The organism is Arthrobacter sp., from assembly GCF_031179985.1.
In the GTDB taxonomy this organism is placed as follows: domain Bacteria; phylum Actinomycetota; class Actinomycetes; order Actinomycetales; family Micrococcaceae; genus Arthrobacter.
Genome location: NZ_JAPSHJ010000013.1, coordinates 52,980 through 77,761 on the forward strand (window position 1 = coordinate 52,980; position 24,782 = coordinate 77,761).

General features: G+C 61.5%; 17 protein-coding genes. 12 read left to right on the plus strand and 5 right to left on the minus strand.

Translation table 11 applies throughout. From position 1 onward, the window contains the following. The first annotated feature begins 218 nt into the window (after nt 1-218). The 5 genes from RIN13_RS08590 to RIN13_RS08610 all read left to right on the plus strand — a co-directional run bounded on the left by RIN13_RS08590 (nt 219) and on the right by RIN13_RS08610 (nt 10,103). A complete protein-coding gene (locus RIN13_RS08590) occupies nt 219-812 on the plus strand; it encodes a 50S ribosomal protein L25/general stress protein Ctc (RefSeq protein WP_309106911.1) in 594 nt (197 codons plus the stop codon). 146 nt (nt 813-958) lie between these two features. Continuing rightward, nucleotides 959-1,543 (plus strand): aminoacyl-tRNA hydrolase, encoded by a 585-nt coding sequence (pth, locus tag RIN13_RS08595; protein WP_309106912.1) that lies wholly within the window; start codon nt 959-961, stop codon nt 1,541-1,543. A 211-nt stretch (nt 1,544-1,754) separates the two neighbouring features. Beyond that, the gene (locus RIN13_RS08600) at nt 1,755-4,493 is read left to right on the plus strand and encodes a helix-turn-helix transcriptional regulator (RefSeq protein ID WP_309106913.1); all 2,739 of its coding nucleotides are present in this window, start codon (nt 1,755-1,757) and stop codon (nt 4,491-4,493) included. A 25-nt stretch (nt 4,494-4,518) separates the two neighbouring features. Then, a complete protein-coding gene (locus tag RIN13_RS08605; RefSeq protein WP_309106914.1) occupies nt 4,519-7,191 on the plus strand; it encodes a LuxR C-terminal-related transcriptional regulator in 2,673 nt (890 codons plus the stop codon). 218 nt (nt 7,192-7,409) lie between these two features. Next, nucleotides 7,410-10,103, plus strand: coding sequence for a LuxR C-terminal-related transcriptional regulator (locus RIN13_RS08610; RefSeq protein WP_309106915.1), 2,694 nt, complete (start codon nt 7,410-7,412; stop codon nt 10,101-10,103). Here the strand turns inward: RIN13_RS08610 and cysC are convergent. Together cysC and RIN13_RS08620 are read right to left on the minus strand one after the other, a co-directional pair. Further along, nucleotides 10,084-11,448 (minus strand): adenylyl-sulfate kinase, encoded by a 1,365-nt coding sequence (gene cysC / locus RIN13_RS08615; RefSeq protein ID WP_309106916.1) that lies wholly within the window; start codon nt 11,446-11,448, stop codon nt 10,084-10,086. The two genes, RIN13_RS08610 and cysC, sit on opposite strands and share 20 nt — an antisense overlap. Then, nucleotides 11,445-12,437 carry a sulfite exporter TauE/SafE family protein gene (locus RIN13_RS08620; protein WP_309106917.1) on the minus strand — a complete coding sequence of 331 codons (993 nt, stop codon included), beginning with the start codon at nt 12,435-12,437 and terminating at the stop codon, nt 11,445-11,447. The genes cysC and RIN13_RS08620 overlap by 4 nt, the downstream gene beginning before the upstream one ends. 503 nt (nt 12,438-12,940) lie before the next feature. Between RIN13_RS08620 and RIN13_RS08625 the strand changes: the two genes are divergently transcribed. Genes RIN13_RS08625 through RIN13_RS08655 form a run of 7 tightly spaced genes read left to right on the plus strand, consistent with a single transcriptional unit; the run spans nt 12,941 to nt 20,326 of the window. Next, a complete protein-coding gene (locus RIN13_RS08625) occupies nt 12,941-14,488 on the plus strand; it encodes a sugar transferase (protein WP_309106918.1) in 1,548 nt (515 codons plus the stop codon). Further along, on the plus strand, nt 14,488-15,408 hold the full coding sequence (locus tag RIN13_RS08630; RefSeq protein ID WP_309106919.1) for a 3'(2'),5'-bisphosphate nucleotidase CysQ: 921 nt from the start codon (nt 14,488-14,490) through the stop codon (nt 15,406-15,408). The genes RIN13_RS08625 and RIN13_RS08630 overlap by 1 nt, the downstream gene beginning before the upstream one ends. After that, the gene (cysD, locus tag RIN13_RS08635; protein ID WP_309106920.1) at nt 15,408-16,325 is read left to right on the plus strand and encodes a sulfate adenylyltransferase subunit CysD; all 918 of its coding nucleotides are present in this window, start codon (nt 15,408-15,410) and stop codon (nt 16,323-16,325) included. The genes RIN13_RS08630 and cysD overlap by 1 nt, the downstream gene beginning before the upstream one ends. After that, nucleotides 16,325-17,572, plus strand: coding sequence for a GTP-binding protein (locus tag RIN13_RS08640; protein ID WP_309106921.1), 1,248 nt, complete (start codon nt 16,325-16,327; stop codon nt 17,570-17,572). The genes cysD and RIN13_RS08640 overlap by 1 nt, the downstream gene beginning before the upstream one ends. Nucleotides 17,573-17,625: 53 nt before the next feature. Beyond that, a complete protein-coding gene (locus RIN13_RS08645; RefSeq protein ID WP_309106922.1) occupies nt 17,626-18,129 on the plus strand; it encodes a UDP-N-acetylglucosamine--LPS N-acetylglucosamine transferase in 504 nt (167 codons plus the stop codon). Further along, the gene (locus RIN13_RS08650; protein ID WP_309106923.1) at nt 18,126-19,421 is read left to right on the plus strand and encodes a glycosyltransferase; all 1,296 of its coding nucleotides are present in this window, start codon (nt 18,126-18,128) and stop codon (nt 19,419-19,421) included. Before RIN13_RS08645 ends, RIN13_RS08650 begins: the two co-directional genes overlap by 4 nt. Beyond that, nucleotides 19,418-20,326, plus strand: a complete 909-nt coding sequence (locus RIN13_RS08655; protein WP_309106924.1) for a glycosyltransferase family 2 protein — start codon at nt 19,418-19,420, stop codon at nt 20,324-20,326. Before RIN13_RS08650 ends, RIN13_RS08655 begins: the two co-directional genes overlap by 4 nt. 103 nt (nt 20,327-20,429) lie before the next feature. Here the strand turns inward: RIN13_RS08655 and RIN13_RS08660 are convergent, their stop codons facing one another. From RIN13_RS08660 to RIN13_RS08670, 3 genes are read right to left on the minus strand one after another with little or no spacing between them, the layout of a single operon-like run. Further along, nucleotides 20,430-21,509: a CDP-glycerol glycerophosphotransferase family protein gene (locus RIN13_RS08660; RefSeq protein WP_309106925.1), complete on the minus strand. Its 1,080-nt coding sequence runs from the start codon at nt 21,507-21,509 to the stop codon at nt 20,430-20,432. Next, nucleotides 21,506-23,083, minus strand: coding sequence for a polysaccharide biosynthesis C-terminal domain-containing protein (locus RIN13_RS08665; protein ID WP_309106926.1), 1,578 nt, complete (start codon nt 23,081-23,083; stop codon nt 21,506-21,508). The genes RIN13_RS08660 and RIN13_RS08665 overlap by 4 nt, the downstream gene beginning before the upstream one ends. After that, nucleotides 23,061-24,698, minus strand: coding sequence for a hypothetical protein (locus RIN13_RS08670; protein ID WP_309106927.1), 1,638 nt, complete (start codon nt 24,696-24,698; stop codon nt 23,061-23,063). Before RIN13_RS08670 ends, RIN13_RS08665 begins: the two co-directional genes overlap by 23 nt. Nucleotides 24,699-24,782 lie beyond the last annotated feature (84 nt).

Genomic DNA, 24,782 nt, shown 5'->3' on the forward strand with positions numbered 1-24,782 from the left:
CAGGAATCGGGCCCGACGCTGGTAAACTTCTTGACGATACCTTGGCGAGGGAGAGCGGCCGTTAGTTCCGGTAACTTACGGATCAATACCGCAGTCTCCGTTATCGACTGGGTCTGAATCTCCTTCGTGAAGGGTAGCCGCAAAAGGCTGGCCGGCGTTGAAGGTCGCAACAGACCTCCGCCCTTGCTGAACACAATTTAGCCTTCAAGGAGATCGACATGTCTGAGCAGAAGCTCGCAGCAGAAGTACGCACCGAATTCGGCAAGGGCTTCGCCCGCCGCGCACGCATGGCCGGCCAGATTCCCGCCGTCATCTATGGACACGGTGCAGAGCCGATCCACATCACCCTCCCGAGCAAGGCCACCACGCTCGCTGTCCGCAAGGCCAACGCCCTGCTTTCCCTGGACATCAACGGCGACGTTCACCTCGCCCTGGTCAAGGACATCCAGCGCGACCCAATCAAGCAGATCATCGAGCACATTGACCTGCTGACCGTCATCAAGGGCGAAAAGGTCACCGTCGACGTCCCCGTCCACGTGACCGGCGAGCTGGCTCCGGGCAACGTCTACAACCAGGAACTCACCGTCATCTCCCTTGAGGCCGAGGCAACCCACCTGCCCACCGCCGTCGAGGTCGACATCGAAGGCCGCACGGCCGGCGAGCACATCCACGCATCGGACCTGGTTCTGCCGAAGGGCTCCGTCCTGCTGGCCGACGCCGACGCACTCGTGGTCCACATCTCCGAGGCCACCGAGTCCGCTGAAGGCGAAGAGGCTGAAGCCGGCGAGGCATCCGCCGCTTCCGCCGAGTAGCACAGGCAAGTTAAAAACAGTGGCCGGGTCCGGGCGGACCCGGCCACTGCCGTTTCCCGGCGCCGTCCTGACCCTGCATTGCTTTCGCGGGCACTCTCTGGCTTGCGTTGCAAAAACAGGGCGTTCGCCAACCTAGGATGGATTTCATGACTGAGACGTGGCTGATAGCAGGCCTTGGAAACCCGGGACCCGGGTACAGCCGCAACAGGCACAACGTGGGCCAAATGGTCCTGGACGAACTTGCAGCCCGTCTGGGCGGCACCTTCAAGACGCATAAGGCGAGAGCCCAGGTTTTGGAGGGCCGGCTGGGCCCCGGGGGGCCGCGAGTGGTGCTGGCCAAGCCCCTGAGCTACATGAATGTCTCCGGCGGTCCTGTCTCCGGCCTGGCCGCGTTCTACTCAGTGGATCCGGCGCACGTTGTTGTTGTCCATGACGAGATTGATATTCCCTTTAATACAGTCAAGCTGAAGCTCGGTGGCGGGGAGGGCGGGCACAACGGCCTACGGGACATTTCGAAGGCGCTGGCTACCAAAGATTATCTGCGGGTGCGCGTAGGCGTAGGCCGCCCGCAGGGTCGCATGGACACGGCAGACTACGTCCTGAGAGATTTCTCGACGACGGAAAAGAAGGATCTCCCCTTCCTCGTGGATGAGGCCGCCGACGCCGTCGAACTCCTCGTCAGGGACGGCCTGACAGTCGCCCAGCAGAAATTTCATCCGGCCAAAGCATGACGTCCGGCAGGTCGCGGAGCGGCCTTTGTCAGGGCAAGGAGTACGTCCCTTTCAGGGGCGTGACGGGACGGCGTCGGAATGCGCAATTCTTGATGAAATCTAGGTGCCAGCTGCCCTGTTTTACAGTCGGGGCCACGGGGTAGTCTTGCTCGTAAGCGGGGGAAGGCCAGAAAAGCCTTATACCCGCCACGCGGGACGTAAGGAAAAGTTCATGTCAATCGAGCCACTCAGCTGGGGACGTGGGTCTACTGGTAGCGCGCTTGCTGATCCAGTGACGTTTGCCGGTCCGGACGAGCATCAAAAATGGTCACTGCCGGCACGAAGCGCTGATCTCGGCCACATCCGCGCCGCCCTGACAGACGCCGATTCCCTGGGCGTTGTCATCACCGGGGCACGCGGGGTGGGGAAGTCTTCACTGGCCAGAACCGCTGTCATGGAATTGGGCTCCGAAGTCTTTACCCTCCAGCTGCGCAACACTTTGGCCGGCTCAAAGACTCCGTATGGCTGCCTTGCATTTCTCCTCGCCCGCCTGCCGCAGGCCGCCATGGGATCGCCCACCGCTATCCTCCAAGGCATCACTTCCCTCATCCGGAACGATGCCGGTGGACGGGAGTGCGTCATAACGCTGGACAGTACAGCCAGCCTGGATGACATGAGTGCCGGGGTGCTGCTGAACATCCTGCTGACACGCACTGCGAGGATCATCGCGATTGCCCCGAACATCAGCGATCTGCCGGCTGATTTCCACTGGCTTTTGACGGAGCGGCGGCTCACCGAGGTCCGCCTCGAGAACCTCAACGAACTGCAGACCAAGCAGGTGCTGCTCTCCTTGCTTGGCCATCGTGTTTCCTCCTCGCTCGTGAGTACCTTCCACTCCATCGTTGGCGGCAACCCCATGCTCCTGAAGGCACTTGTGGCCGAGCAGCAACTGGCGGGGAACCTTATCCTTTCCGACTCGGTATGGACGCTGCGGGACAAAGTGGTTCTCGACGGCGGCACCGGGCTCGATGACATCGTCCGCTCCCGCTGGATGCGCGAAACCCCCGAGACACGGGCAGTCATTGAAATGTTGTCCTGCGCGCGGACTGTTTCCCTGGCGAGGCTGACGGGCGTGTTCGGCACGGACATCATTGCTGACATGGAAGACGCAGGGTTGTTGAGCGTGGCCCGTTCCGACAACCGCTGGGTGACCCTCAGGGAACAGTACCTCGGTGATGTGGTGCGGTCGTGGCTGAGCGTCGCGCGGCGAAGGGAGTTGCGGACCAAGCTCCTGGGCGACCGTGAGCCGGACGTCTCGCATATGACACTCGAAGAGCTCATAGGGTTCGCGGCGTGGACCCATGAATGCGAGGCCGAACTGCGGCCGCCCGTCGCGCTGGCGGCAGCTGAGGCGGCCAATCAGCTGTTCGATCCGAGGTTTGCTCTCACCTGTGCCGGCAGCCTGAAAAAATCGGACGACGAATGGGTGGCGGGGCAGCGCCAAAAGGCGGCGTCCTGTCTGCTCCTGGATCTTCCGCTGCAAGCCATGGCGGCCCTCGACGACATCACTCCGGCTCAACTGCAGGAACTCGCTGACCTGGACTTCGCTGAAGTTGTTGCTGCCAAATGCGACGTGATGGTGTGGTTGCCCGAACATAAGAGCAAGGTGCCCGAACTCCTGGGGCAGGCACGGGAGCGCCTCGGAGTGAAGCGCGGCACCAGGCTGTCCTGGCCCGATCCGCTGGCAGCGGCCGCTAACAGGATCAGCCTGAGTGAATTCGAATACCATGCCTTCACAGGAAATTTTGCCAATATCGTCCAGGACCTCGAAGAGGCGGCCGACCCCCAGCTGAACAATGATCTCTGGTTCAGGATGCAGTCGGCCATCATCCTCATGGAAGCCCTTTCAACCATGGGCCGTGAGATGGATGCCCTGCAGCTCATGCGGATGCTCGGCGGCCAGCTCTCTGACGCCGGACACATCGTGGGTCTTCGCGAAAAGTTCTCGATCCGGGCATTTACCGTGCTGCTTCAGGCAGGCAGATGGCGGCAGTGCCTCGACCTCGTCAACCCTCCCAGGTCCCAGGACGCCCGTGGCCTCGCATTCCGGACGTCCGCTTCAGAGTTGTCCACGGGACTTGCCTACGTCTATTCGGGACGCGGAGCCATTGCCCTGGAGTCCCTTCTTTCCTCCGTTGCACAGCTTGAGCTTCGGCCCGTCATGAACACGCTCCAGGCTGCCTATGCGGCAACGGCCTTTGCCTATGCCCAGATTGGCGACGCCGGCCAGGCGCGCAAGTACCTTGAAAAGCTCCGCACGTCCCGGGGCGAATGTACCTTCGCCATCAGGACAGTCACCAACTTCTGTGCAGACATGGCAGGCCGGTGGCTGGGGGACGGCGATGCAACCAACAGGCTACTGGCCTCCGCACGCGAGGACATTGTCGAGGGCAGGTTTACGCTGGCCGGAATCAGTCTCCTCGGTGCAACTGTGAACGGTTCAGAGGACGACTTGCGCCTTCTCGAAACCGTAGCGGGGCATCGGCAGGGCCCGATGGCCGAAATGTCGAGGCTCATAGCAGTGGGCACCCGGACAAAGAACGCAAAAGTCCTGCTCGCCGGAGGTGAGCTCGCCGCATCAATGGAGCTCGACGTCGTCGAGGCACGTTGTGTGGCCCTTGCTGTTGATTTTGCCCGGATGGCCGGCGACTCAACCTCTGCCCGGACTGCGCAGGCACGGCTGGACCATCTCTCCTCCACGGTCAGCAGCCTGCCCATTGTCCCCAGCAGCGGAAGTCCACTCCTTACCGCAAGGGAACGGCAGATAGCGCGCCTGGCGGGGCGGGGCACCTCCAACCGTGACATCGCCCAGGAGATGGGCGTCTCGGTCCGCACTGTCGAGGGTCACCTCTACCAGGTTTTCACTAAGCTTGGCGTAACCTCACGGGGTGATTTGCCTGGACTCGTCTAGCGGCCGCGTTCCGAAGTCAGGCTCGGTGAACCGGCAGCTGACCGGACGCCGGGAGACGATGGAACGCGTCTGCCAGACGATCCTCAACAAAACCAGCCAGGCAGTTTTTCTGATCTCCGGCCCCGGGATCGGTAAGAGCGCCTTGGTCGAAGCAATCAGTGAACGGCTTACCCGGGACATGAATGTCCTGCGGATCCATGGAAGTTCGTCGCTGGCCAAGGTTCCCTTCGGCGTTTTGGCGCCCTATACCTCCGGACTGTCGGCGGAGGACGCCGTGTCTCCCGTCGCTGTTCTGAGGTCTGTCTGGTCCTACTTCCAAAAACTCCGCTCAGCCAAGGACGGCCCGCTCCTGCTGGTGGTCGACGACGCCCATCACCTTGATGACGCCACTGCAAGCATTGTCGTTGACATGGTTTCTGCGGGCTGGGCAAGTGTGCTGGCTACTGGCCGTTCCCGGCCGGGCCTTCCTGCTGCGATGAACCAGCTTTGGTACGACGGACTCGCGGACCGGATCGATCTCCGGCCGCTGACGCAGGAGCAGGTGGCGGAAGCGGTGGCCCATGCCCTGGAAGGCATCGTCCCTGAAAGTACTGTGCAGGCTCTTTGGGCAGAATCAGGGGGTAATCCCTTATTGCTGGACTGCCTGCTGAATGACGCTATCGAGTCTGGATCCTTGGTGAAGCGGAACAGCATCTGGCTGCTCCTGGGCTCCTGGCCGTCGGGTGGACGTAAGCTCACCGACGTCGTAGCGAAGCAGCTGCAGCGCAGGAGCGCTGAGGAGCAGGAGGCACTGAAGCTGATTGCGCTCTCTGAGCCCGTTCCACGAGGACTTATCGAAGAAGTGTGCGGTGCTCCGGCTGTCCGTTCCCTCCTGGAACACCAGCTGGTCCGGGAGTCAACAGGGGGGTCGGCCGAGCTGAGGCTGTGGTATCCCAGTTACAGCGGAGCCATTCGCCGCATGGTCTCAGCATCAAGAAGCCTCCACTTGCGCAAACAGCTGCTTCAGCATGCAGATCACCACCCCGCCACGGCCGAGGGAATGCTGCGGATGGTCAGCTGGTCACTCGAATGCGGAGCCGAAGTGCCCGATGCGGAATTGCTGGAGGCATCCGTCCTGGCCGCCAGACTGTTCCAGGACTCGCTGGCACTGGATGCGGCCGCCCGGATCCGTGACCCCGATCTCCGCCAACGCGGGCAGGTTGCCATGGCCAGGGCCCACTACAATCGGGGCAGCTATGAGGAGGCAGCCAGGCAGCTGGATCTCCATTTTGCTGCGGACGGGGAACCTGCACGGAACCCCGGGGATGTGCTCCTCTGGGCCTGCACCCACGCCGCTTTGGGGCACATTCCGGAGGCGTTCCTCGAAGATGCCCGGCGACTCCTGGACATTAACGGCCATGCTGCCAAAACGGGGGAACTGTCGGACACCTCGGGCAGCGAGATGCGGCACTGGATCGTCTTGGAACTCTTCGCTCTGAGTGCTGCTGCCGATTACCGGTCGCTGGGCAAATACCTGGATGAATTCGAATCCCTTCGGCCAGGAGAGGATCTGAGTGGAGGGTCGCCGGCCAGACGGGCTTTTATGCTGGCCATGCGGTCAGAAGTGCTTCGTTCGGAGGGACGGCCCCAGTCGGCGGAGAACATCGCAGCTGAAGCTCATGCACTCCTCACCGCGGACGGCAGCGAACTCTTCTTCTTCCCTGAGTTTGTGCTCCATCGCCAGCTGGGTGCAGCAATGTCCGCCGGACATTGGATAGCAGTGGAGGACTACCTCGGAGCGTATACAAGGCAGCGAAGCCATGCATTGGTCACCTTCGGGGGGACCGTGCAAAGCTGGCGCGGCCTTTCCCTCCTGCTGCGGGATACGCTCGATACGGCGGGGGCATATCTGCTTCCGGCCGTTGAAGCCCTGCGGGAGAACGACCCGCTTGGCCTGTTGCCGGTGACTCTCGCGGCGGCGACTTACGCCGCTGCCAGGACGGGAGACACAGTGCAAGCCCGGCGTCTCCTTCAGGATTTTGATTACCTCGAGACCCCCGGGAGGGGTTTCGACGCCGAGTACGCCCGGATTTTTTCTGCTGCAAGCACTGACGTTCTACGGGGCGGGGATGGCGGCCCGATTACTTTGCTGGCACTTCTTGATGACCCCTCGGTGGTGTCGTCGCCAGGCGCGGAGCTTTTGATCCACGCTGTGGCCGCGGAACTGGGCCATCACGGCGACTACTCCCGGATTGCCAGCCTGACAGAGAATATGGAAGGCTCCTGGGCCGGTGCTTGGCATAAGTTTGCCGCCGCGCATCTTTCAGGCACCGCTGCGGACTACCTGGAAGCAGGAGAAGCTGTGCACGCGGCCGGACTGATACGGGTTGCACGGAACCTGTTTGCAGCTGCAGCTGACCGCTACGGCACTGCCGGCGATCGGCCCCGCTCACGGGAGGCAGCGGCCCGCAGGGATGATTGTGATCGGGAACTTCGAGTCACTATTGACATTGGGGCGGCCTCCGAGTCGTCCTCCGGAGTCCAGCTGACGCGGCGTGAGCGGGACATCGTTGTCCTGGCGGTCGAGGGGCTGACTGACAGGCAAATCGCGGACAGACTCATGGTTTCGGTCCGAACCGTTGAAGGGCACCTTTACCGCAGCTATGCCAAACTTGGCATTCGCGGCCGGGATCAGCTCGCTTCTGCCGTTCGCCTCTGACCCGTCATCAGGTCGGGAACCACCTGTCCATGCAGAGACAGTAATGTTCACAACTACTTGTTTTTTTCGGTGGCAAACAAGCGAGGCATGAGTACACCTGTTCTTCCTACTTCGGCAACTACTGGGAAATGGAGTACTTCGTACTCGTGTCCATGGTCAAGGACTTTCGTAAGTTGGGGGTTAGCACGGGCCCCTAACGGGATACGAAGGACTTCACCATGATTCATTCAGACGCCGCCACTCTCCCCGGCCTCAGACGCCCACAGGTTTTGCAGGGCGAGCACGTCCCCAACGGCATGTCGGCGTACTGCAGAAAGCCCTTGGTGGATGAGGTTCTGGCGGCTCTGGCGCAGGGCCAGAACCTCGGCGTGGTCTTGGTGGGGACCTACGGGACAGGAAAGACCTATCTGGCGCGGCAGGCGCTCGATCGACTCGACGGGCAGGCCTTCGTTGTTCAAATCCGGGGGAGTTCCGCCGCTGATGCCATGCCATACGGCGCCCTGAGTTCGTTGTTGTGCGAACTGGATGAAGACCTGGTCACCAGCCCATTGGCCGTACTCAGGGGAATAACGCAACTTCTGCGGCGCAGGGCGGACGGAAAGAGCATCCTCGTGTTTGTGGACAACGTCCAGGACCTCGATGAACTTGCCGCAGTGGTCCTCACCCAGCTGGCGGCCAACGGAACGGTGCAGCTCGTCGTCACCTGCCAGGATCTGCCCAAGGCTCCACGTGGGATCGTGGGGCTGTGGAAGGACGGATTGTTGCACCGCGTGGATGTACGCCCCTTCAGCCAGCCGGACGTAGCGCAGTGGCTGGAAGCAACGCTTGGCGGACCCGTATCATTGGCCTGCAGCGAGGTGCTGTACAACGCCAGCGGCGGGAACCCACGCTTTCTGGAAGCCATCCTGCACGAGCAGACCCGGGCGGCCACTCTGGTGCATTCCGACGGCGTCTGGGTGCTGACGGGCAAGCCGCTTGCTTACAGCCGGACCATGACAGATACGGTCTTCACTGCCCTCAGTTCCATTTCCGCTGCTGAGAAGCACGTGACCGAAGTGCTGGCCTTGGCGGGAACCCTGACCCTTGACCATCTCATCAGCGTCAGCGATCCGGCGGCCATTGATGCCCTGCAGCAACGCGGGTACCTCACCGTAGTGCACGGCGATCCATCGTCGGTTTCCCTCACGAATGCGCTGATGGCCAACGTTGTCCGCAAAGAAGTACCGGCAGGCCGGAGCAGGGAACTCCTCGCCGGCGTCGTTGCTTGTGCAGATTTCTCCGTTATGCCCCCGTCAGCAGAATTATCCCTGGCCGCATGGGCAGCTGATTGCGGAATGCAACTGGAGGCAGATAAGGCTCTCTACGCTGCAGGGCTGGCCAACCGTGCAGGAAACCCGGCCTTGGCCCTCCGCCTCATCGACTTGCTCCATGACCCGGCAGGGCGGGTTGCAGCTGTGGCGGAAAAGATCAGGGCACTCATCGGGTTGGGTGAGCTGGTGAAGGCGAGGAACCTCGCTTTGGACCCTGCCGCCGTCGCCGAAGCGCCCTTGAGGCGCTGGGTTGACATCATGCTGCTCCGAAGCGCATTGCTGTGCTCCGATGACAGACCGGAGGCAGATCCGCGTGCGCCGCTGGACGAAGTCCATGCCCGGCTAAAAGCGGAGGAATCGGGTTCAGACCCTGATGCCCACGGTCTGTTGGATATGCGCGAGGAGCTTTCATTGGCCCAGGCGCAGGTTGCCGTCCATGATGGCCGGTACCGGGAGGCTCTTTCAGGCCTGACGCGTCTCGTTGATGGTGCGCCAAGCACTGAAGGCCGCACGCTGGCCGCGAGCTTGCTTGCCGCCCTGTTGGCTCTGACCGGGCGCGGGGCCGAGGCATCATCGCTGATGAGGTCGGTACGGGCGTCGCGCTCAGAAATCGACGTACCGCTGCCTATGCACACCTTGCCTGCCTCTGCCCTGTTGGGGTTGCTGCCGGCAGCGTCTACAGCCCACGACGCCGCGGCAGTTGCAGCCGGGTCCAACATCTTCCTGGCGGCACACGGCGCCACCTCACGGGAGCTTGGAACAGGTGTTCTGGACGCCTACTGCGGACGATCCGAACAGGCTCTGGAACGATTGATCCCCGCCCTGAGCCAGCTGAAGCAACTGGATCCGGACAGCACGTCCGCATTGGGAGCAGCCTCCATTGCCTACGCGTACGCTTTGCTGGGCGAAAAAGACCTTGCCTTGGAATACCTGCAAACGAGCCAGCGGGAGCAAAAACGGACCTCGAGATGGGTACTGAGCGTCTGCTCCTACTTCCAGCTGCTGACCTCCGCTGAACTCGCTTCGAAGGAAAAGGCAATCGTGCGCCTGTTCGGGCTCGCGGATGAAGCCCGCAGCAGGCACGCCACCGCCCTGGAGCTGATGTTCCTGAGCGCAGCCGTGCGGTTGGGCAGTAACGGCGGGACTGAGCGCCTGGTGGCGGTTGCGTCCAGCGTCCAGAGCACTCTTGGCCGGCAATGCGAAGCGTATGGAACAGGAGTTATCAAGCGGAACAGTTCCGCGCTCCTTGAGGTAGCCAGGGAGGCCGCTACCGCAGGAAATGTGGTCTTCGCCAGGGACGCTGCTCGGGCAGCCCTCAAAATTGCGAACGATGCTTCTGACAGGAACGCTATCAGGGCCGCGCAGCAGCTGATCCGGGGAGGTGCGCCGGCAGCAGCTGGAGGCGGACACGCGTCCCTGGGGGAGGGGCAACTGACGGCCCGCGAACATGAGGTGGCAGCCATGGCCGCCGCCGGTGTGAGCAACAAAGACATCGCAGCCAAAATGCATATTTCGGTTCGTACCGTTGAGGGCCATCTTTACCAGATTTACGGCAAGCTGCAGGTGACCTCACGGGCCGAACTCAGGGAATCATTTGCATAGCTGACGGAGTCCGACGGAGACTGAGGGCATCCATGATGGCGGCAACGGCTGCATCCACGCCGACTTCAGCCGTGTTGATGACCAGATCCGCATCAGCCGGCACTTCATAGGGCGAGCTGATTCCGGTAAATTCCGGAATCTGGCCAGCCCGGGCCCGTGCATAGAGTCCTTTCCTGTCCCGCGCTTCGCACACACTCAGCGGAGTGGACACATGGACCAGGATGAAGGAGCCCGCCGGAGCCATCGCCCGCACTTCCCGTCGGGTGGAATCAAACGGCGCAATGGGCGCACACACGGCGTCGCCCCCGGAAGCAGCAATCAGCGAAGCGACCCAGCCGATACGGCGGATGTTCGTTTCCCTGTCCTCCTTTGAGAAGCCGAGCCCCGACGAAAGCAACCGACGGACATCGTCGCCATCGAGTAGTGTCACAGTCCTCTCACCTGCCGCCTGCAGCCGTTGCGCGAGGGCTCGGGCGATGGTCGATTTTCCCGATCCTGAGAGCCCGGTGAAGAAGACGACGCTACCCGTAGTGCTGCCTGCCCCCGTGTTGCCCGATACCGGGTGGGCGGGGAGTGACTGGCTTGGGATTGACTGGTTTGGCATTGCCTGGCTTGGACGATGGCCGAAGCGCGCATGGTCGATGCCGGCCTGTGGCTCATCCGGGACTGTGAAGTCCAGAAGTACATTGGCGCCAAGGTTTCGGAAGACGAGCTCCTGGATCAGCTCGTCCTCCCGATTGCCCGAACGGGCCGGCGACCGGAGCACCAACAGCCTGGAACTGGAACCGGGAACTTCAGCGGCGCATTGCTCAAGGACAGTCATCAACTCCAGCGCTGTATACCGCCCGTGCTGCTGCGGACCGGTAACAGCCACCAGGCAGAGGTCTGCGTTGCGGCTTGCGGCGACGGAAACTGCGCGGGCCATCTGGGCTGCCAGCGGGGGCTTGGAGAAGGCGGACACAACGAACTTCCGGCCAGCAGCGGAAGCCAGTGGTTCTGTTATGCGCAAGTGTCTGAGAGGCGGATGCTCTGCTGCCTTAAGCGGGCTCAAGGCCCCTGCGAGGTAGATTCCCGTCCCCGGAGCTGACTCGAAGCCGGAAACTGTCAGGAGGGCCAGGGGGGTGCCGTCCGGATCGCATAGCAGCAGCGCAGATTCCCGTACGGCGCGTTCGCCCACCGAACGGGGCAGCAACAAGGTCACCGCGGTGGGCCAACGGACCGGAACACTGGAGGGCAGGCAGTATCCGTGGGCGGGAGCGTACAAGCCACCCAGAAGGAGCTCAAGCTCATCCAAGGCACCGTCCGAAAGTACGTGCCACGGAAGGGCGCCCGCATGGGGGGTCATGGCTGCCTCTCCATCGAGTGGAGGGTGTGAGTTGCCGATGGTGCTGCGCTGCGGCGTTGGCGCATCTCGCTCGTGGCCAGGGCGGGAAATCCTTTCGAACGCCGAATGGCCATCCAGACGAACGGCGCCACCAGGACTGCTCCTGCCAGTAATATGGCTGTGGGGAGCGTGTCCACTCCCAGCATTTTCAGGCCGGAGGCAAACAGGACCACTGCAAGCGCCCTGCGAATGAATCCGCCGTTAAGTCGGCTCGAGAGTTGTGCACCCAAAAAGACGCCCGGCACGCTTCCGAGGATCAGGGGAAGCGTCAGTTCGAGGCTGAGCTCACCGAAAAGGGAATGACTGACGGCGGCGGCGGCCACCAGGGGGACAGCCTGTACAAGGTCCGTTCCTACCAGCTGACCGGCTTTCAGCCCCGGATAAATCATCATCAGCCCGATGATAATGAGTGAACCGGAACCCACTGACGTCATCCCGACCACCAGACCGCCGAACACGCCCAGGACTATGGTTACCAGGGGGCGGGCGGATATCAAGGGACGTGCGTGCGGAAGACCGGTGCCCTGTCCGCTCCGGCTTTTAGCCCGCTCCTGGAGCCTCAGGTACGCCCGGACTGCCAGGAGGCCAGCGGCAAGCAGCAGGGCCGCTCCCAGAGCTGTTTTAACTGTCGTCTGAGCGGCATCTCCTGGTCCCAGCCATTTCAGGATCAACACACCGCTGAAGGCTGCCGGGACAGAGCCAATTATCAGCCACTTCACGAGCTCAAGGTTGACGGTGCCGCGGCGGAGGTGGACTGCCGATCCAACAGGTTTCATGACAGCGCTCGCCACCAGATCACTGGATACCGCAGCCAGGGGCGGAACCCCAAAAACCAGCACGAGTACAGGAGTCATCAGCGCGCCACCACCCATGCCGGTAAGACCGACCACTATTCCCACGCCGAAGGCGGCGAACACCAGCATCATGTCCATAAGAGCAGATTTTGTCACTGCAGGGACCCGCCGGAAATGCGTAGGGGCGGTAGGGAAAGGCAGTACTTTCGGCGGGGGAACAAGTAGTGTCTGCAGCGCTTTCCACAACCCGGGCGGCGCCGGGCAGACCCGCTCACAGCGCTTCGAAACACTAAATCAGAAGCTCGGCAGAACCAACAGGTAGTTCCCGGATCCACTGTGCCGGCAGACAGGTAATAGCGGCCCCCGAGTGCGTAAGCAGCCCCCCAAAGACGAGTATGGGCTACCCATGTGCGCCAACGCCGGCCCGCCTACGCTTTTGGTATCAAGTCATCCACGCACCGGGTCCGAAGCAGGTCTCACAATGCGCACCAGTAACCCTTTTTCCCCTTTCCTTCCGGTCACTCCCGAAATCGCCCCGCACAGCAATCTGCGGGTCCCCAGGACGGGGCCGACGGCGTTGAAGTCTTCTGAGACCAAGACTTCTCCCCCCAGTCGTCGTCGGCCCCCCAAGCTTTACCCGGCCCGTTAGGACGGCCCCCATGAGTCCATTGGACGAATCCGCTTTCATGGGCCCGGGCCTGAAACTGGGCCCACACCCGCACAGCTACCCGGAACGTGGCAGTTCACGCCTCGAGCAATCGAGCCAGCAGACCAAAACCACAGGCCTCAGATGGGCCGGCCGTTACCAGCGGATTCTGTTCCTGTCGGATGCGCTGGTGCTGGCCGTTGTTGCTGCTGCCGCCCAAGTGGGCAGATTTGGCTTTGACGACAGAGACGTTACGGTCGGATTTTTCGAAGTCGCCTACACCTACCTCTCCATCGGGATCGCAGCCGCCTGGATGGTGGTGCTTGGTATTTACCGCACACGTGATCCCCGGGTAGTGGGGGTTGGCGCCGAAGAGTACAAGCGCGTCATCAGCGCCACCGTCACCCTGTTGGGGCTTGTGGCAATTCTTTGTGCAGTCCTCAAAATTGACGTGGCCAGAGGCTACTTCGCGCTCGCCTTCCCGTTAGGGATCGTGGGGTTGATCTCCTCGCGCTGGATTCTGCGCCAGTGGCTCACCAAGCAACGGACATTCGGGCATTATTTGTCGCGCGTCATCGTCCTGGGCCGTGGAAAGGACGTCCGCTACGTCATCAACCAGATCCAGAAAAAATCAGGCGCTGCATATGAAGTGGTGGGCGCAGCGTTGCCACACGCGGAGGAAAGGGAATTCCTCATTACCGGATCAGGTCCGGTTCCTGTGGTGGCCACCGTGGGCACAGTCGTGGAGGCGGTTGAGCGCCTTGAGGCGGACGCCGTGATTGTGGCAGGACCGGTCAAGGGCGGCAGCAAGTACGTTCAACGGCTGGGTTGGAAGCTGGAGGAATCCGCGACGGAACTGGTGCTGGCCACCGGGTTGACGAACGTGGCCGGCCCCAGAATCCATTCCCGCCCGGTTGAGGGACTTCCGCTGATGCATGTGGAGCTTCCACGCTACTCAGGAGCGAAGCACGTCCTCAAGAGGCTCCTGGACATTGTTCTCTCCGCTATGGCCTTGATCGTCCTGCTTCCTGTTTTCGCGGTCCTCGCATTCCTGATCAAGCGGGACAGTGATGGCCCTGTGATCTTCCGTCAGGAAAGGATTGGCCAGGGCGGCAAGAAGTTCCTGATGTACAAGTTCCGGTCAATGGTGCAGACGGCCGAGGATGACCTTGCCGGACTTCTGGACCAGAACGAGGGCTCCGGTGTCCTGTTTAAGATGCGTCATGACCCACGCGTCACGGATGTCGGACGCTGGATGCGCAAATACTCGCTCGACGAACTGCCCCAATTCTGGAATGTGCTGCTGGGGGACATGAGCCTGGTAGGCCCGCGGCCGCCTCTGCAGCGGGAAGTGGATGGCTATAAGGCCCGTGTCCACAGGAGGCTTTACATCAAGCCAGGCCTGACAGGAATGTGGCAGATCAACGGACGGTCCGAGCTCAACTGGCAGGACAGCATCCGACTGGACCTCTACTACGTCGAAAACTGGTCACTTGCCGGCGACATCATCATCCTGTGGCGGACCGTCAAAATGCTCATCAACCCACAGGGAGCGTACTGATGAAGGGCATTCCGATCGATGTGACGCGGCTGACTTTGCTCGGGGAAATCGCAGCCGTTGCCGGGTCCAGGGCCGATGAAGAGCTGGCGCGCGAGCTGGCCACCGTCGCTGGATCGATGTTGCTCGCCTTCCGGGAATCCGCGGATGGGGCCGGCTTAGCTGCAGATGAACTGCGTGCTCAGGGTGACGCACGCGCCCAGAAACTGCTGAGCAAGGCCCTGCTTCAGCACCGGCCAGATGATGCCGTCCTCTCTGAAGAGGCACCTGACGATCCGGCCCGCCTGTCCGCCCACCGGGTGTGGATCATCGACCCGTTGGACGGAACCAGGGAATTCGCTGAGGGTCGAAGCGATTGGGCTGTGCATGTTGCGCTGCACTCCCACGGGAGGTTGACCGCTGGAGCGGTTGCCGTTCCCGCATTGGGTTACGTCACTGGCCGCAAGGACGGGCTATGGGTACGGAAACCCGGCCGGCAGCTTCGAATCGCTGTTTCCCGGTCCCGGCCTCCCCAACTGGCGGAAGCCGTGGCTGGACGACTTGGCGCAAAACTCGAGCCGATGGGGTCAGCCGGGTACAAAACCTGCGCCGTTATCAGCGGGGAGGTAGATGCCTACCTGCATTCGGGCGGCCAGTTTGAGTGGGATTCAGCGGCACCGGTTTTCGCTGCGCGCCAGGCTGGATTGCACGCCAGCCGGGTGGACGGTTCGGAGTTGCTGTACAACCAGAAGTCGCCGAGCCTGCCTGATCTGCTGATTTGCCACCCAGATATTCGCGACATACTGCTGGTGGCCATTGCGGACGTTCTGAAAGATCCGTCCGGCAGAGGTTCTTTGGCCCAGCGCGCATCAGGAGAGCGTTCATCAGGACAGCGTCCGTCCGGACAGTCCCGCTATGGGAACGCACAGGACAGGAGAGGCTGATGACTCCCAAAGATCGGCCCAAGCGCAGGCTGACGCAGCTCGAAGTGCTGGAGTCGGAGGCGATCTTCATCATCCGCGAAGTGGTCGCCGAGACGGACAATCCGGCGATGCTGTTCTCCGGAGGCAAGGACTCCATGGTGATGCTCCATCTCGCCGTGAAGGCCTTCGCCCCAGGATCCGTGCCGTTTTCCCTCCTTCACGTGGATACCGGGCACAACTTTCCGGAAGTTCTGGAGTTCAGGGACCGCTGTGTAGGTAAGTACTTGCTGAACCTCGTGGTGGCCTCTGTCCAGGACGCATTGGACCGCGGCATAGTTCACCAAGAACCGAACGGCTCGCGCAACAGAATCCAAACGCCTGTGCTGCTCGAAACTGCGCAGAAGAACGGGTTCACCGCATTGCTGGGCGGCGCACGCCGGGATGAAGAAAAGGCCCGTGCGAAGGAACGTGTATTTTCGTTCCGGGACGAGTTTGGGCAGTGGGATCCGAAAAACCAGCGCCCCGAGCTGTGGAGCATCTTCAACGCCGAGGTCCACCAAGGTGAAAGCATCAGGGTGTTTCCGCTCTCCAACTGGACCGAACTGGACGTCTGGGACTACATCCGCCAAGAGGGCATTGATCTTCCGTCGATCTACTACGCGCACGAGCGGGAAGTCTTCGAACGCGGGGGCATGCTGTTTGCGGCCAACGAATTCTGCAGGCCTAAAAACGACGAGCCCACGTCAGTGCAAAAAGTCAGGTACCGGACAGTCGGCGATGCGACCCTGACGGCTGCTGTCCGCTCCGATGCCGACACCGTGGACAAGGTGGTAGCTGAGATAGCAACCACCCGGATCACGGAGCGCGGTGCGACCCGGGGAGATGACCGCGTCGGTGCAGCGGCCATGGAGGACCGGAAGAAAGAAGGCTACTTCTAATGGATCTCTTGAGATTTGCCACGGCGGGATCCGTAGATGACGGCAAGAGCACCTTGATCGGACGGTTGCTCTATGACTCGAAATCCATCTTCACGGATCAGCTTGAATCCATTGAGCGGACCAGCCGGGCCATGGGTTCGGACTACACGGAACTGGCGTTGCTCACTGACGGGTTAAGGGCAGAACGTGAGCAAGGGATAACCATCGACGTCGCCTATAGATACTTTGCTACGGCTAAGCGGAAATTCATCGTGGCGGACACACCCGGACATATCCAGTACACACGGAACATGGTGACCGGGGCATCCACCGCCGACATGGCTATTATGCTCGTCGATGCGCGGAAGGGGCTGCAGGAGCAAAGCCGGCGCCATGCATTCCTTGTCTCGCTGCTGAAAGTGCCGCACCTGGTGCTTGCCATAAACAAGATGGATCTCGTTGCCTGGTCTCAGGACGTCTTTGAGGATATCCGGCATGACTTCGTGGAATTCGCCGCCAAGCTCGATATTCCTGACCTGACGGTCATACCGCTTTCCGCCCTCACCGGTGACAACGTGGTGAGCCGCTCAGAGAATATGCCCTGGTACCAGGGAACGTCGCTGATGACCCATCTGGAGAACGTTTACATAGCCAGTGACAGGAATTTGGTGGATGGCCGGTTCCCTGTCCAATACGTGATCCGGCCCCATTCAAACCGCTTCCCCGATTACCGCGGGTACGCGGGGAAGATCGCCGGCGGAGTCATGCGCATCGGCGATGAGGTGGTGGTCCTGCCCAGCGGGCTTCCGTCGCGCATCGCCTCGATCGAGTCCGCAAGCGGACCTGTCAACGAAGCGTTCGCTCCAATGTCCGTCGTCGTGCGGCTCGAGGACGACATTGATATCTCACGCGGGGACATGATTTGCAGACCGCACAACCAGCCAAAAGTCTCGCAGGATATTGACGCGATGATCTGTTGGATGAGCGAGGAGCCCTTGCGCCCGGGCCAGAAGCTGGTGGTCAAGCACACCACACGGCGGGCGCGGGCACTCGTCAAGGACGTGCAGTACGAACTGGACATCAACACCCTGCACCGCAACGAACAGGCGGAGGAGCTCAAGCTCAACTCCATCGGGAGGGTTCGGCTGCGCACCACCATTCCGCTTCTTGCGGATGAGTACCACCGAAACAGGGAAACAGGCGGCTTCATCCTCATTGATGAACACTCCCTGCGAACAGTAGGCGCGGGGATGATCCTGTCCGTCTGAAGCATCCGCCGGTACGTCACCGGCTCGTCAAAGAAACGTGGAGAAACGAGACGATGAGAACAGCCAGGTATGGTGTCCGCAATCATCCCGTTGCGCCCGGAACCGAGAGGATTCTGCTGGTTGGATCCAGCGGCGGCCATCTCGCGCAATTGCTGGCCCTTGAACCCTGGTGGGCGCACCAATCGAGGGCCTGGGTAACCTTCAAAACGCCCGACGCCGAGTTCGGCCTGCGGAATGAGCAAGACGTCACTTGGGCATACTCCCCAACCACCCGGAACATCCCGAACCTGCTGCGGAACTCAAAACTGGCGTGGTCATTGATGCGGCAGTTCCGTCCAACCGTGGTGATCTCGACTGGAGCAGGAAGCGCCCTGCCCTTTTTTGCCCTTGCGAAGATGATGTCCACCACAACTGTGTACATAGAAGTTTATGACCGGGTAGACAGCCCCACGCTCACCGGAAGACTGTGCCGGCCATTTACCGACCTGATGTTGGTCCAGTGGCGTGACCAGCTGGGACTCTACCGTGACGCCCATGTACTGGGGAGACTGCTGTGAACGAGGCTCCAGTACATGGCCAGCCGGACAATGCCTCCACTCCGAGAAGCATCAGTGTTCTTGTGGGTACTGACCATCACGAGTTTTCCCGGTTGGTCGACTGGGCTGATGGTTGGGCAACCGAACATCCGCAGGACAAAGTCACGGTGCAGTTCGGCCACAGCCGGGCACCCGCTTCTGCCGAGGGGCACAGCTTCATGTCTCCTGCCGCGCTCGCCGAACTCATGGCCACGAGCGACATCGTTGTTGCGCATGGCGGACCTGCCACTATCTCCGGGGCGAGAGCTGCGGGGCACGTACCGCTGGTGCTGCCAAGGGATCCGGCCCTGGGAGAGCATGTTGACGATCATCAGCAGCGGTTCGCGAGCTGGTCCGCCCAGAGATCGTTGGTCACCAAGGTGGTATCGGTGCCGGAGCTGCAGGAACGGGTCTCGGCCTTGGCAGGGGAAGGTTCAGGGACCAAGAGCGGAAACCTCGATGGAGCGCGGCAGGGCGACGACGCGGCAAGCCACCTTCCGCTGCTCCTGGCGAAGGCGAGGACTGCAACCAACCGAGCCACTCCAGGCGCCCCCGTGGTTTTGTACGTCTCCGGCGCAAGTGCGGCGACGTCGTCGTACCTTTCCGCCCTCAGCCGTGCAGAAGGCGCCGTGATGCTGGGGGATATCGGGCAGCTATGGGAGCAGGGCATAGTCAAAAACGCCGGCTGCGCCTGCGGGGCGCCTTTTTCCTCCTGTCAGTTCTGGCTTCGAGTGGGGAAGGAGGCCTTTGGAGGCTGGGATGATGTGGACGTCCGCTCCATCAAACGGCTGGGGGAGTCCGTCAGGTCTGCTGGAAAACTGATGCTGGGGGTCCTGCCCTTTGAACCTCCGTTGCTCCGCCGACAGCTCGCTGAGCACTCGTCGTACTACCTTGCTCTGTTCCGGGCAGTGCAGGACATCACCGGCGGGAAGGTGCTGGTGTGTTGCGGTGCGGACCCTGTTCTGGCTTTCGCCTTGAGCCACAACCGTGAAATTGATGTGCGGATTCTGTATCTGGCTGGAAGGCCGGGCCGGCCAGTGATCAGCGACGACGTCCCCGGTTCGTTAGCCGCGAGATGGCTGTCCTCGAGGATGGGGGCACAATTCCTCAGGATGCGTCACGTTCCCCGCGCCGTCATCGGGCGCAAGCGTTATCTGAACGACCCCTTGAAAGCACTGCACTCGGTGGGCCGAAAACTCGAGCTCCCCGATTCCTGGCCCGTTCAAGGCGCTCCCCAGGAGTTCCATCCCCTTCTGCGAGAGGACCTGCCGTGAGCACGGTGTCGGTGATCATAGCCACGCGGGACCGCCCCGAGATGCTCAGGGAGGCGATCGCGGCGGTCGCTGGCCAGGCCTTCGACGGCGAGATTGAAATCATCGTGGTTTACGATCAGTCAGCCCCGGACACCTCACTCCAAGCATCAGAGGGCACCAGGCGTGTCAGGGTGATCAGCAACTCCCGCACCCCCGGCCTGGCAGGGGCCCGCAACAGCGGAATCCTTGCTGGCACCGGAGACTATGTGGCCTTTTGCGACGACGACGACTACTGGAAGCCCGGAAAGCTCGCGGCCCAGGTCAAACGGATGGAGACCGATTCCGGCGTCGAGTTTGTCACGTGTGGAATTTCAGTACAGTACGACGGCGTCACTCACGACCGCCCGCTGGGCAGGGACATCGTGACCTTCGATGAACTGCTGCGGGACCGGCACACGGAGCTGCACCCCTCAACCTTTTTGATGCGGCGTTCAGCGGCAATCACTGGTTTTGGACTTGTGGACGAAGAGGTTCCCGGCGGATTCGGCGAAGACTACGAGTTTCTGCTCCGGGCCGCAAAATCCCACTCGATTGCCCATGTTCGTGAGGTTCTGGCGGTGGTTCGCTGGGGTGGACAGTCATTCTTCTTCAGGCGCTGGCAGACCATGTCCGACGGGCTGTCCTGCCTGCTCGACAGATTCCCGGAATTTGAAACTACACCTGCCGGCTCTGCCAGGATCCGGGGGCAGATTGCCTTCGCGAACGCCGCTTTGAAGAACCGGCGGATTGCCCTCCTGTGGGCAGTGTCGGCCTTCAGGCGCAACCCCCTTGAACTGAGAGCGCCGCTGGCAATCGCCGTCGCCGCCGGGGTGCTGTCCCCGGACAGGGTGATGGTTGAGCTGCACAAGCGGGGGCGGGGAATCTAAAACGCGGAATCTTAGACGTGGCAGGATCTTCGCGGCGGACTACAAGAGGCGGCAGGAGCATTGCTCCGGCCGCCTCTTCCCTGTCCACGAAGCCAACTGTCAGTCAGTATCCAAACACCCGTTCCACCACACGTATCGAGGCCTGTCCATCGTCCAGCGGGCAGAAACGTGAGACGAAGGTCCGGTACCGCTCTGCATTGGCGCGGTGGCCCTCCTCCAGATTGCTCAAGGCGGCGCCCAGGGATTCGGTGTCCGTCACGATGGTTCCTGGCGCCCACTCCTCGTAGTCGTAGTACAACCCACGAACATTGTCCCGGTAGCGGGCCAGGTCGTAGGGGAAGAGAACTATTGGCTTTCCGGTGACTGCAAAGTCAAAAATGGCTGAGGAGTAGTCCGAGACCATCACATCTGCCGCCAAATAAAGTTCGGCGATATCCGGGTAATTGCTGACGTCGAGAGTAAAGCCGTCGCGGCCAGGCGGCGCGCTCTTCACCACGCTGTGCATGCGGTTGAGGATTACTGTTCCGGCAGGTGTTGTCTTCTGCAGCAGATCCAGGTCCAAGACCCCGGGATCCGTGAATTTCCCGTCTGGATGGGGAGAATCATCGCGCCATGTGGGGGCGTTCAGGACCACCAGGGCGGAAGGATCCAGCCCAAGCTCCTTGCGTACTTCTTCCCTGATCCTTGGCGCTTCGGCCGACTTAAGGATGTCGTTACGAGGGTAGCCGGTTTCCAGCAACTCCCCATCAAATCGGAACGCACCCCTGAGAATGTCGGAGCTGCTGGGAGCTGGGGAGAGCAGGTAGTCCCATTTTTTGATGTCCCGTTCAAGCCGCTTCTGATGGGCGGCAGCGCCTGGGTAAGTCCTGAACTCCTCGTCGAAACCAATGGTCTTGAACGGGGTACCGTGCCAGGTTTGGAGATACCTGACCCTTGGACCTTTGACCAGGTGTTTGCTGACGACATCATTGCTGATGAGGTAGTGGCAGCTGTACAGCCTCGCAAAGTACTCCGGGGTGTGCCGACGCACCCTGGCTACGCCGTCAGGCAAGCGGGTTGATTCGTCCGCCACCCAAACCAGTTTCAGATCGGGGCGGAGCTTTTGCAGGGCCTCGGAAATGGCCCGGGGGCTGTCAGCGTATTTTCCACGCCAGCTTTCAAAGAGAACGGTTTTCTGTTTCATATCTCGTTCCTTTCAGGGGAAGGGGAGTCTTTTCTCGAGAGAATGGTTTTTAGTGTCGGCAGGCGCAGCTTCCCCCGCCAGAGCCACAGGAGAAACGCATACGCCGCACAGCCGGCTGCCAGGACGCCGAAGAACTCCCCCAGGTGCGTCCGCTGCAGCAGACTCAGGGTCAGCAGCGGGATTCCGAGGCAAGCCACATTGGCCACCGCTACCAGTGCCGACCGCCAGCCGAATGGGTCCATGGCGAGGAGCTTCTTGACCCTCTCGAGAGTCAGTAAGTTCTTGAGTAAAACGGCGATGCCCCATGCAACCGCAGCACCGACAATTCCCCACAGCGGAATGAGGATCAGGCAAAGACCGATATCCGCCGCCAAAGTAGTCAATGCAATCCAAAGACTGGTCCGGCTGCCGCCTGCCATCAACAACAAGGTGTCCAATGGCCCGGCAGCAACGCCTGCAAGCATGGCGATACTCATCAGAATCACCACCGCTCCGGCACTTTCCACGTTGTAGCCTGCGCCGAAGATCATCAGGTAGAAGCCGCCCGCTGCCCCTGTGACCATGTAGAGCGGCCAGGCTACGGCCATGCTCCACGCTGTCGAGATCCGGAAGACGTCAGCCGCATCCGCATGGCGCCCTTTTGCAAGGAGTTGGCTGAACCGGGGTTGCAGGACCTGTTGAATTGCTTGGGTGGCGAACTGGCCCAGGGCCACGAACCGTGTTGCCGCTGTGTAGAGCGCCGCATCCTGCACAGACAGCAGGGCGGCGATCAGGATGATGTCGGAACGCTGAAGCAGGATCTGGCAAAGACGCGCAATTCCCCGCGGCCAGGTGAAACCCCAGAATTCCCGACGGACCATCGCGCGGTCATTCAGCGGCGCCGTGTGGTGATCAATACCGCGGCGGCGAAGCATTCTGCGGAAGATCAGGACCGATACCACGCCTGCAATGGCGTACGGGGCAACCCATCCGGCGGAGAGCAGGAGCACTCCGCCGCCAGCCAGGGCAGCCAGCCAAACGCTCAGCGGCTGCAGCATAGTGCGCAGGAACTTGTCGATCAGGACGGTGCTGCGTACCGTTCCGAAAGAGCGGGCACCTGCCAACGAAAAATCACCCCAGGCGGCCACCGGCAGGAGCAAGGCAAACATCAGCAGGACCAGGGAGCCTTGGGGAGTGTCCAGGCCGATCAAAGGTGCCAGTTGGCCGGCCAGAAGGGCAGTTCCCAGCGCCAGCACCAGGCTGGTCAGCAGGACCGGACGGAGGGCGACTGACAGACATTGGGAGATATCAGCAGTGCGGCCAGTCGCCTCGTACCGGAGCATAAAGCGGGCCAGCCCGCTTTCAGTACCCAGGGAGGCGGCACCCAGCAATATCAGAAACGCAGATGATGCTGCGAAGAACATACCGGCAGTGGCCTGGTCATAGAGTTGGGTGACCACCACGATGAGACCGAAGCCGAAAACCGCGGAAACGGCTGCCCCGAGGAGGTTGAACACTCCACTGCGTGCAATATGCGATAGCTGGGCGTCGACCGCTTCAGTGTTCGCCGCTTCACTGCCCACGAGCACTGGCACTGCTGGAGGCGACTGGAACTTTGGCAGCGGCGGGTCCCTCTGCTCCATTTCCATTCTTCTTGCTGCCCGCCATCAGATTGCCGGAAGTCTTGGCGGGACGCGTCCTGGCCGGTTCCAAAACCACGGCTCCAAGCAGGTTCACGGATAGCTCCCGGCAGACTTCAACAGAACTGTTAAGGTCCGTGACCTTGGTAGAGCCATAGGCGATCTCAACAATGACGGATTTGAAAGTACTCGCCAACAGCTGGGCATTGGGGCTGAGCATAGGACCAGTGACGACCAGCACAACGTCTGCACGGTGCGCCAGCGAGCCAATCACCCCGATGAGCCGGGGGGTGACCCGGTGCTGTGCAGAGCCTGCTTCCCGGGAACCGCTGCCCAGGACCTGAAGCGTGGGTGACAGGCTCACCAATGTTTCGTCAACGGCGATATTCTCGTCCAGGAGGTCAGCCAGGCCTGGATAATCTGCCCGGACCAAGGGTGGCATGACCAGGCGGCCCGTCGTGTCTACAACGAGTGTCTTGATCCCTGCCTCTGCAAGCGACCAGGCGATTGAGACTGCAGAGAGCGGCTGCGCTGCGTCTTTACCGGCAGTACTCAACAGGATGACATTGCTCCGGTGAAGCCTGGTGAAGTCCAGGACGTTGGCATTCAACCGGTGGAGCCCTGGAACGGCAGGAGGCGGGTTCTTGCTGAACAGGGGTGCAGGCGAGCCGTCGTGCCCATGGTGGGACGCGATGGTGGGAACGTTGAACGCTTTAATTTCCGCTGCCGATCGGATTACCTTGCCCGACTTGGGGCGGGACCGTACCAGGGCCAAAGCGAGGGCCAAGGCCAGGCCGGCAAGCCCCCCGGCGACGGTAAGCAGTAGCGGCAGGTTCAGGAAGCTACCACCCTGGAGTCTTGCCGGCGTAATGACCTGTCCCGGATACAACGGCGTAGTGGAGATATCACCCATTTGCGCATTCAGTTGACTGACCTGGGTTGATACGGATTGTACCTGGGTCAGAAGGAGGCTCGCCTCTGGAGATCCGGCTCCAGCCCGGGTCAACCGCGAACTCAAGTCAGAAAGATCCTTCTGGTACCTGGCGACTTCGGCTTTGATTCCCTCCAAGCGGCTATTGACCGAATCAGTCGCCCGAGCCTCGCGGAAAGCCAGGTAGGAGTCAGCAAAGGCTTGTGCCCGCCTTACTGCGACAGCCGGGTCCGGATCCGTGTAGCTGATCTGCAGGATCTGCGTGTTGACCGGAACCACCACGGTGACCTGGTCCAACAGATCCTCGACGTTGGCGTCCTGGCGGCCGGGGATGGTTTTTGCAACGGCGTCGGAGCGCAGTACCTGGGCCTCAGTGTTCAGGTTGATCAGCTGTTCCCCCCGCGTGCTTGGATAGAACGCGTTGCCATCCAAAGGGCTGAGGAGGATGGCAGAGGTGGCTATTTGCGGCTCCCGTGCGGCAACCCCGGCAGTTGCTCCCAATACAGCGCCTATCACAGTGAGGCCGAGGATGACCGGCCACGTGCGGGCCACTGTAGTGCGGAACAACGCTGTTCGGGTTTCAAAGCCCGGCTCGCGCGTGGACCGTGTGACCGTGGGCTCTGGTGAGTGATGAGACATGAGACGTTCTCCGGTTCTTTCAGTACTGCGGGGAATTTCTTGGGACGCCCGGGGTGGCCGCGGCGATAGTGGCGGGAGGCGTGG

Bases quoted from the DNA above. Each gene is read 5' to 3' on its own strand.
- RIN13_RS08625 (WP_309106918.1), top strand. From the start codon at position 12,941: ATGAGTCCATTGGACGAATCCGCTTTCATGGGCCCGGGCCTGAAACTG.
- RIN13_RS08660 (WP_309106925.1), bottom strand. From the start codon at position 21,509: ATGAAACAGAAAACCGTTCTCTTTGAAAGCTGGCGTGGAAAATACGCT.
- pth (WP_309106912.1), top strand. From the start codon at position 959: ATGACTGAGACGTGGCTGATAGCAGGCCTTGGAAACCCGGGACCCGGG.
- RIN13_RS08670 (WP_309106927.1), bottom strand. From the start codon at position 24,698: ATGTCTCATCACTCACCAGAGCCCACGGTCACACGGTCCACGCGCGAG.
- cysC (WP_309106916.1), bottom strand. From the start codon at position 11,448: ATGACCCCCCATGCGGGCGCCCTTCCGTGGCACGTACTTTCGGACGGT.
- RIN13_RS08590 (WP_309106911.1), top strand. From the start codon at position 219: ATGTCTGAGCAGAAGCTCGCAGCAGAAGTACGCACCGAATTCGGCAAG.
- RIN13_RS08645 (WP_309106922.1), top strand. From the start codon at position 17,626: ATGAGAACAGCCAGGTATGGTGTCCGCAATCATCCCGTTGCGCCCGGA.
- RIN13_RS08600 (WP_309106913.1), top strand. From the start codon at position 1,755: ATGTCAATCGAGCCACTCAGCTGGGGACGTGGGTCTACTGGTAGCGCG.
- cysD (WP_309106920.1), top strand. From the start codon at position 15,408: ATGACTCCCAAAGATCGGCCCAAGCGCAGGCTGACGCAGCTCGAAGTG.
- RIN13_RS08630 (WP_309106919.1), top strand. From the start codon at position 14,488: ATGAAGGGCATTCCGATCGATGTGACGCGGCTGACTTTGCTCGGGGAA.
- RIN13_RS08640 (WP_309106921.1), top strand. From the start codon at position 16,325: ATGGATCTCTTGAGATTTGCCACGGCGGGATCCGTAGATGACGGCAAG.
- RIN13_RS08610 (WP_309106915.1), top strand. From the start codon at position 7,410: ATGATTCATTCAGACGCCGCCACTCTCCCCGGCCTCAGACGCCCACAG.